The 7,472-nt window shown below is 68.8% G+C and carries 8 protein-coding genes; 4 read left to right on the top strand and 4 right to left on the bottom strand.

What is annotated here, in order from left to right:
* On the top strand, positions 1–861 hold an 861-nt coding region (locus NS331_RS21995), incomplete at its 5' end, for an ABC transporter permease subunit (RefSeq protein ID WP_058644077.1).
* Positions 862–1,032: 171 nt separating this feature from the next.
* Here NS331_RS21995 and NS331_RS21990 read toward each other — a convergent pair.
* The gene (locus NS331_RS21990) at positions 1,033–1,239 is read right to left on the bottom strand and encodes a type II toxin-antitoxin system VapB family antitoxin (protein WP_058644076.1); all 207 of its coding nucleotides are present in this window, start codon (positions 1,237–1,239) and stop codon (positions 1,033–1,035) included.
* 231 nt (positions 1,240–1,470) lie between these two features.
* Between NS331_RS21990 and NS331_RS21985 the strand changes: the two genes are divergently transcribed.
* Entirely contained in the window at positions 1,471–1,752 is a 282-nt protein-coding gene (locus NS331_RS21985) for a type II toxin-antitoxin system RelE/ParE family toxin (protein ID WP_058644075.1), read from the top strand.
* Positions 1,753–1,807: 55 nt separating this feature from the next.
* The gene (locus NS331_RS21980) at positions 1,808–2,119 is read left to right on the top strand and encodes a HigA family addiction module antitoxin (RefSeq protein ID WP_058644074.1); all 312 of its coding nucleotides are present in this window, start codon (positions 1,808–1,810) and stop codon (positions 2,117–2,119) included.
* Here the strand turns inward: NS331_RS21980 and NS331_RS27010 are convergent.
* Positions 2,091–2,681, bottom strand: a complete 591-nt coding sequence (locus tag NS331_RS27010) for a hypothetical protein (protein ID WP_058644073.1) — start codon at positions 2,679–2,681, stop codon at positions 2,091–2,093. The two genes, NS331_RS21980 and NS331_RS27010, sit on opposite strands and share 29 nt — an antisense overlap.
* A 61-nt stretch (positions 2,682–2,742) precedes the next feature.
* On the opposite strand from NS331_RS27010, the gene NS331_RS21970 reads away from it, so the two are divergent.
* Complete coding sequence (locus NS331_RS21970; RefSeq protein ID WP_058644072.1) at positions 2,743–3,033, top strand: nucleotidyltransferase family protein; 291 nt, start codon at positions 2,743–2,745, stop codon at positions 3,031–3,033.
* A gap of 119 nt (positions 3,034–3,152) precedes the next feature.
* On the opposite strand, the gene uvrA is transcribed toward NS331_RS21970, so the two are convergent.
* Positions 3,153–6,215: an excinuclease ABC subunit UvrA gene (gene uvrA / locus NS331_RS21965; RefSeq protein WP_058644071.1), complete on the bottom strand. Its 3,063-nt coding sequence runs from the start codon at positions 6,213–6,215 to the stop codon at positions 3,153–3,155.
* A 52-nt stretch (positions 6,216–6,267) separates the two neighbouring features.
* Positions 6,268–7,472 (bottom strand): chloride channel protein (locus tag NS331_RS21960; protein WP_058644070.1); only part of this gene is annotated, 1,205 nt, incomplete at its 5' end.

Below are 7,472 nucleotides of genomic sequence, written 5' to 3'. Positions count from 1 at the left end.
CCCGCTGCCAGCGGCGCGTCTGCCAAAGCCGCCGCACGCCCCGCGCCGAAAAGCGCACGCGCCCGCCCCACCCAGGGCCACCGCCGCCCCGGGGAGGGCCCGACCACCACCATCAGCATCGCCACCGTGGCCGTGCTCTTCCTGCTGTGGTGGGCGGCCGCCCGGCTCGCCTGGCTGCCACCCCTGGTGCTGCCCTCGCCCGCCTCGGTATGGGACGCCTTCATCGCCGCCATCCAGGGCCAGGGCCAGGGCGGCAAGCCGCTGCTGGAGCACTTCCTGTGGAGCCTGGGCCGCGTGTTCGGCGCCTTCGCGCTGGCCTGCATCACGGCCGTGCCGGTCGGCATCCTGATGGGCGTGTCGCGCACGCTGCGCGGCATCTTCGACCCCCTCATCGAGTTCTACCGCCCGCTGCCGCCGCTGGCCTACCTGCCGCTGGTGATCATCTGGTTCGGCATCGAGGAAACCTCGAAGGTGGTGCTGATCTACCTGGCCTGCTTCGCGCCCCTGGCCGTGGCCGCGCGCGCCGGGGTGCGTTCGGTGGGCAGCGAGCAGATCGACGCCATCCTCTCGCTCGGCGCCAACCGCTGGCAGGTGATCCGCCACGTGGTGCTGCCCGCGGCCCTGCCCGACATCCTGACCGGCATGCGCATCGCCATCGGCTTCGGCTGGACCACCCTGGTCGCCGCCGAGATGGTGGCCGCCACCGCGGGCCTGGGCCAGCTGGTGCTCAACGCCTCCAACTTCCTGCGCACCGACGTGGTGGTCATGGGCATCCTGGTGATCGGCGTCGTCGCGCTGCTGTTCGACCTGCTGATGCGGCGGATCGAGGGGTGGGCGGTGCCGTGGAAGGGGAGGATGTGATCCGCCGTCGACCAGTCCGCGTCAGCGCGCTGGGTGCTCGATGACCATCCCGCTTTTGTCGTCCAGCAACGATGGACTGATCAATGCACTGCGGGCTGATGCGCGACGCCCAGCCGCACGGCCACTTCATTCAACCGGCGATCCAGCCGGAGGTGTCGACCATGATGCGCTTCACGCCCCCTGCGGCAGCGTCCGCTGCCGAGCCACGTCCTGCATGTCCGGCTGCGTGCCGCCCAGGGCGGCCAGACGCTTCGCCGCCTGAACCCGGACGAAAGTCTTCACGGCCTCGCGGAACAGATCGGGCTTGTCCATGCCGGGCTCTGCCATCTCCAGGGCCTGTTCGTAGAGTTCGTCGTCGATGGTGACGGTGGTGCGCACAGGGTTCTTGGTTGCTTGGAGCACCAATTTTGATGCAAGAGCGCATCGAATGGAGCATCACCTGATGTGGGTGCTTTCAGTCGTGGCAGGGTGGCAGAAGAGCAATCACATCCGACACCGTTGCGCGTGGCTTGCCGCAGAGGCCAAACAGTTCAAAGAATGATGTGCGTCGCATGACCGCCGAACAGGTGACTTACCGATTACCGGTAAACAGCATAAACTCTCCATCCCATGGCCATCGTTTCTTTCTCGTGCCAAGAGACACAGCAGCTGTTCACCAGCGGCCGGACACGGCGCTTCGCCAACATCCAGAGCGTGGCGGAGCGAAAGCTGGCCCAGTTGGATGCCGCGCAAACCCTGGACTTCCTGCGCAGCCCGCCAGGCAACCGACTGGAGCGGCTGAGCGGAGACCGTCAAGGCCAGTACAGCATCCGTATCAACGACCAGTGGCGTGTGTGTTTCGTCTGGACAGAGAGAGGCGTTGCCAACGTCGAGATCGTGGACTACCACTGAAGGCCGCTGCGCCGAACTAGCGAGCGGGCCACGGTTAAAAAGGATGGAAAAAGCTATGTTCAAGAACGGCATGCGCCCCGTGCATCCCGGCGAGATCCTGCGGGAGGACTACCTCAAGCCCATGGAGATGAGCGTCAATGCGCTGGCCAAGCAGTTGCATGTGCCGGCATCGCGCATCAACGACATCGTGCTGGAGCGGCGTGGCATCACGGCGGACACCGCACTGCGGCTGAGCCGCTTTTTCGGCGGCGATGCGCAGTCCTGGCTGAACCTGCAGACGGCCTACGACCTGCGCGTGGCCGAGTTGGACGACGCCGTCCAGACGGCGGTGATGGCCGTCACGCCTCTGCAGCTGAGGGCCGCCTGAGCGTCATCGGCAGCAGCATGTCATGCATGCGGGCGTGTTCCAGGTCGACCAAGCGACGGCCAGGGAATAGCTTGCCGGACGGCAGCAGCGCCACCCGGGGCTGCGCGTCGACGTGCCACGAATCGGCGCTGGTCGCCGGCCTTCCGAGCAGGCCACGAAGGTCGTGGGTCTTGAGCCGGAACGGCTCGTGCAAGGTTTCGAAGCCAGGCTTGCAACAAGCCGGCTGGTCCGGCCGCTCGTAACGGCGCAGGTTGCTGCCCAGCACCGTCATGTTGGCACCGGCCACCGGCCCGGCGCGATGCCGACGTACCTGCCCGGCGAGCTGGATCAGCGAGCGCATGGACGAGGGCTCGACCATCGCCCAGTCGTCATGGTCGAGGAAACGATTCGCCGCATCGGTGCTCTCGCCCCGCTTGGCGCGGGTGAATTCGCCGTAGCGCGTGGCCTGCGCCGCGAGCTTGAACAGGTGCTTGCTCAGCCGCGCCTCTTCGGTGATCAGATGAATGTGGTCCGGCGCGGCGTCGATGCCGCGCGGCCACCTCCATTTGTCAAAGAGCGGCATCGAAGCGCCGTTGTCACATGGGCACAATCCGCGAACAAGTTCAGAGCCCGCCCCGCCCGCCATGAAACCTTCGACGCTGTTTCAACAAAAGCGATCGGCCATCCGCGCCGTGACAGGCAGGCACCGCGTCGCCAATCCTCGCGTGTTCGGCTCCGTGCTGCATGGCGATGATCAAGAGGGCAGCGATCTTGACCTGCTTGTCGATCCGCTTCCGGACACCACCATGTTCGACATCGGCCGGCTGAGAGGCGAACTGGAAGAGCTGCTCGGGATCAAGGTCGACGTGCTTACGCCAGAGGCCCTTCCGGACAAATTCCGCGCCGCCGTGCTGGCTGAGGCGGAGCCGGTATGACGCCAGCCCCACGGGTCAGAGACCTCTGGCCGCGCACGGCTGAGTGATCCTGAGCACCGAGACCAGCTTGCAGGCGGTCGCCAGCCTGCGAGCATTGGCTCGAGGCCGACTGCCCCGACCTACAACAACCGCCTCAAATACCGCCCCGTGTGGCTCGCCTCGCACGCCGCCACATCTTCCGGCGTGCCCGCCACCACCACCTGGCCGCCGCCCGCCCCGCCTTCGGGGCCCATGTCGATCACCCAGTCGGCGGTCTTGATGACGTCGAGGTTGTGCTCGATCACGACGATGGTGTTGCCCGCGTCGCGCAGCTGGTGCAGCACCTTGAGCAGCAGCTCGATGTCCGCGAAGTGCAGGCCGGTGGTGGGCTCGTCCAGGATGTAGAGCGTGCGGCCGGTGTCGCGCTTGGACAGCTCCAGCGCCAGCTTGACGCGCTGGGCCTCGCCGCCCGACAGCGTGGTCGCGCTCTGGCCCAGCTTGATGTAGCTCAGGCCCACGTCCAGCAGCGTGCGCAGCTTGCGCTCGATGGTGGGCACGGCCTGGAGGAATTCGTGCGCGTCCTCCACCGTCATCTCGAGGATCTGCGCGATGTTGCGGCCCTTGTACTGCACCTCCAGCGTCTCGCGGTTGTAGCGCTGGCCGTGGCAGACCTCGCAGGGCACGTACACGTCGGGCAGGAAGTGCATTTCCACCTTGACCACGCCGTCGCCCTGGCAGGCCTCGCAGCGGCCGCCCGCAACGTTGAAGCTGAAGCGGCCCGGGCCGTAGCCGCGCTCCTTGGCGGTGTTGGTCTCGGCCATCAGCTCGCGGATGGGCGTGAACAGGCCCGTGTAGGTGGCCGGGTTGCTGCGCGGCGTGCGGCCGATGGGCGACTGGTCGACGTTGATGACCTTGTCGAAGTATTCGATGCCCTCGATGGCCTCGTGCGGCGCCGGCTCGTCGTGCGAGCGGTAGAGCGTGCGCGCCACGGCGGCATAGAGCGTGTCGTTGACCAGCGTGGACTTGCCCGAGCCCGACACGCCCGTCACGCAGGTGAGCAGGCCCACGGGGAAGGCGGCGCTGACGTTCTTGAGGCTGTTGCCGGTCGCGTTCAGCACGCGGATCTCCTGCAGCGCGCCCTGGGTGAGCAGGTGCTGTGCCTCGCGCTCGGCGCGGCGCTCGGCGGCCGGGCTCATCGGAAAGCGCGAAGGCTTCTTCTTGCTCTCGGCGGGCGCCGGCGCGGCGGCCACCACCGGCAGGCGCGGCGTGCGTCGGGCCGGCACCTCGATGCGGCGCACGCCGCTCAGGTACTGGCCGGTGAGCGACTGCGGGTTGTCCGCCACCTGCTGGTGCGTGCCCTGGGCCATCACCTCGCCGCCGTGGATGCCGGCGCCCGGGCCCATGTCGATGACGTGGTCGGCGGCGCGGATCATGTCCTCGTCGTGCTCGACCACGATCACGCTGTTGCCGATGTCGCGCAGGTGCTGCAGCGTGCCGATCAGCCGGTCGTTGTCGCGCTGGTGCAGGCCGATGCTGGGCTCGTCCAGCACGTACATCACGCCCGTCAGGCCCGAGCCGATCTGGCTGGCCAGGCGGATGCGCTGGGCCTCGCCGCCCGACAGCGTCTCGGCGCTGCGGTCCAGGCTCAGGTAGTTGAGGCCCACGTCGTTGAGGAACTTGAGCCGCAGGCCGATTTCGCGCACCACCTTGTCGGCGATCTCGGCCTTGCTGCCCTGCAGCTTCAGCTGCTCGAAGTAGGCCAGGCTGTCGCGCAGCGTGAGGTGGCTCAGCGCATGGATGGAGCGCTCGGTGGGCGGCTCGGCCGCATGGTCGACCAGGAAGACGTTGCGCGCCTCCACCCGCAGCCGCGAGCCGCCGCAGTCGGGGCAGGGCTGCAGGCTGCGGTAGCGGGCGAGGTCGTCGCGCACCATGGCCGAATCGGTCTCACGGTAGCGCCGGGCCATGTTCGGGATGATCCCCTCGAAGGGATGCTTCTTCGTGACCTTCTTGCCCGCAAAGTTGCCCGACTCCATGGTGTAGCTGAACTTGATCTCCTCGCCGGCCGAGCCATTGAGCAGCACCTGCTGGATCGACGAGGGCAGCGACTCGAAGGCCGTGTCCAGGTCGAATTTGTAGTGCTTGGCCACGCTCTCCAGCATGCTGAAGTAGTAGCCGTTGCGGCGGTCCCAGCCCTTGATGGCGCCACTGGCCAGGCTCAGCGACGGGAAGGCCACCACCCGCGCGGGATCGAAGAACTCGCGGTGGCCCAGCCCGTCGCAGCTCGGGCAGGCGCCCACCGGCGAGTTGAAGGAGAAGAGGCGCGGCTCCAGCTCGGTGATCGAGTAGTGGCACAGCGGGCAGGCGAACTTGGCGTTGAAGAGGTGTTCCTTCTCTTCGGTGCCTTCCCCACCCATCTCGAGTGCGATGGCCCGGCCCTCGGCCAGGCGCAGCGCGGCCTCGAAGCTCTCGGCCAGGCGCTGCTGCATGTCGGGCCGCGCGCGCAGGCGGTCGATCACCACGTCGATGTCGTGCTTCTCGGTCTTCTTGAGCGCGGGCAGCTCGCTGTATTCGTAGACCTGGCCGTCGACGCGGAAGCGCACGTAGCCCTGGGCCTGCATCTCGGCGAAGAGCTCGAGGAACTCGCCCTTCTTCTCGCGCGCGACCGGCGCCAGGATCATCAATCTAGGCTCGTCGGGAATCGCCAGCACCGCATCCACCATCTGCGACACGGTCTGCGCCTGCAGCGGCAGGTGATGGTCGGGACAGTAGGGCGTGCCGGCGCGCGCGAAGAGCAAGCGCAGGTAGTCGTGGATCTCGGTCACCGTGCCCACGGTGGAGCGCGGGTTGTGGCTGGTGGCCTTCTGCTCGATGCTGATGGCGGGCGACAGGCCCTCGATCAGGTCGACGTCGGGCTTGTCCATCAGCTGCAGAAACTGCCGGGCATAGGCCGACAGACTCTCGACGTAGCGCCGCTGGCCTTCGGCATAGAGCGTGTCGAAGGCCAGGCTGGACTTGCCCGAGCCCGACAGCCCGGTGATCACCACCAGCTGGTTGCGCGGGATGTCGAGGTCGACGTTCTTGAGGTTGTGGGTGCGCGCACCGCGGATGCTGATGCGCTGCTGGGCCAGCAGGCGGCCCAGGTAGGCGCGGTCGGCCGCGGCCGGGGCGGAGTCGTCGAAGGCGTCGTCGTGGGGGGCGGTCACAGGCGGGCGGTTCGTGCAGGGCAACCGGGCATGATAGACCGCGCGGGCTTTTTCAGCGCTCCGGGGCGGATTGCGGCCCGGCGGGCGGCGGGGGCTCCGCCGGCACGGATGCCGTCGCGGGCGGCTCGTCGACCGGCGGCGCCGGGCGGCCCACTACGCCGGCCACCATGTGCTCGGCCAGCGCCTCGTACAGCGGCCGGCTGATCAGGCGCGAGGTCAGGCTGGCCAGCATGGCGCAGGCCATCAGGCTCAGCACCATCGAGTGGCCGTCCACCATCTCCATGACGATGATGAAGGCGGTGAGCGGCGCCTGCGTCACGGCCGCCAGGAAGCCGGCCATGCCCATGGCGATGAGCGCCGGCCCCAGTCCCTGGCCGGCCGCCGAGGCCACCGCGTCGCCGATGCCGGCGCCGATGGACAGCGAGGGCGCGAAGATGCCGCCGGGCACGCCGCTCCAGGCGGTGATCCAGGTGGCGAGGAACTTGAGCAGGGTGTAGAGCGGCGTCAGCTCGTCGTGGCCGGCCAGCATCTGCTTGACGGCCTCGAAGCCGGCGCCGAAGGTGGCGCCGCCCGAAGCCAGGCCCAGTGCCGCCACCAGCAGCCCGCAGGCGGCCGCGAAACGGATCGGTGCCCGCGCCCGCAGCCGGGTGAGCCGCTGCGGCGCGTTGGTGAGCGAGGCGATCATCAGCCGCGAGAACACGCCCCCCGCCACGCCGCAGGCCAGCGCCACGCACAGGCCGGGGCCGGCGACGTCCCACCAGCCTAGCCGGGGCACCTGGATGACGCCGAAGTAGCTGAAGTTGCCGAAGGCCGACACGGCCACCAGGCCGGCCAGCACGATGGCGGCGATGACCAGGCCGCTGGCGCGCGCCTCCAGCCGGCCGGCCAGTTCCTCGATGGCGAACACCACGCCGGCCAGCGGCGCATTGAAGGCGGCGGCGATGCCGGCCGCCCCGCCGGCCACCAGCAGGGCCCGGGCGTCGATGGTGGAGCGCGGCGACAGCCAGCGCCGCGCATGCTGCATGACGCCCGCCGCCACCTGCACCGACGGCCCCTCGCGGCCCACCGACAGCCCGGCCGCGAAGCTGGCCACGCCCAGCACGATCTTGCCGAGCGTGAGCCGCAGCGAGGCGAAGCGCCCGCGCTGGCCCGGCGGCAGTTCGTCGTCGATGGCCGCCTTGACCTGCGGAATGCCCGAGCCCGAGGCGCCCGGGAACCAGCGCTGCGTGGCCGCGGCGATGCCGGCGGTGGCCAGCG

The sequence above is a fragment of the Pseudacidovorax intermedius genome (assembly GCF_001476815.1).
Lineage (GTDB): Bacteria > Pseudomonadota > Gammaproteobacteria > Burkholderiales > Burkholderiaceae_C > Xenophilus > Xenophilus intermedius_A.
The sequence above is the reverse complement of the archived record's forward strand: the minus strand, read 5'-3'. Positions and strand labels throughout refer to the sequence as shown.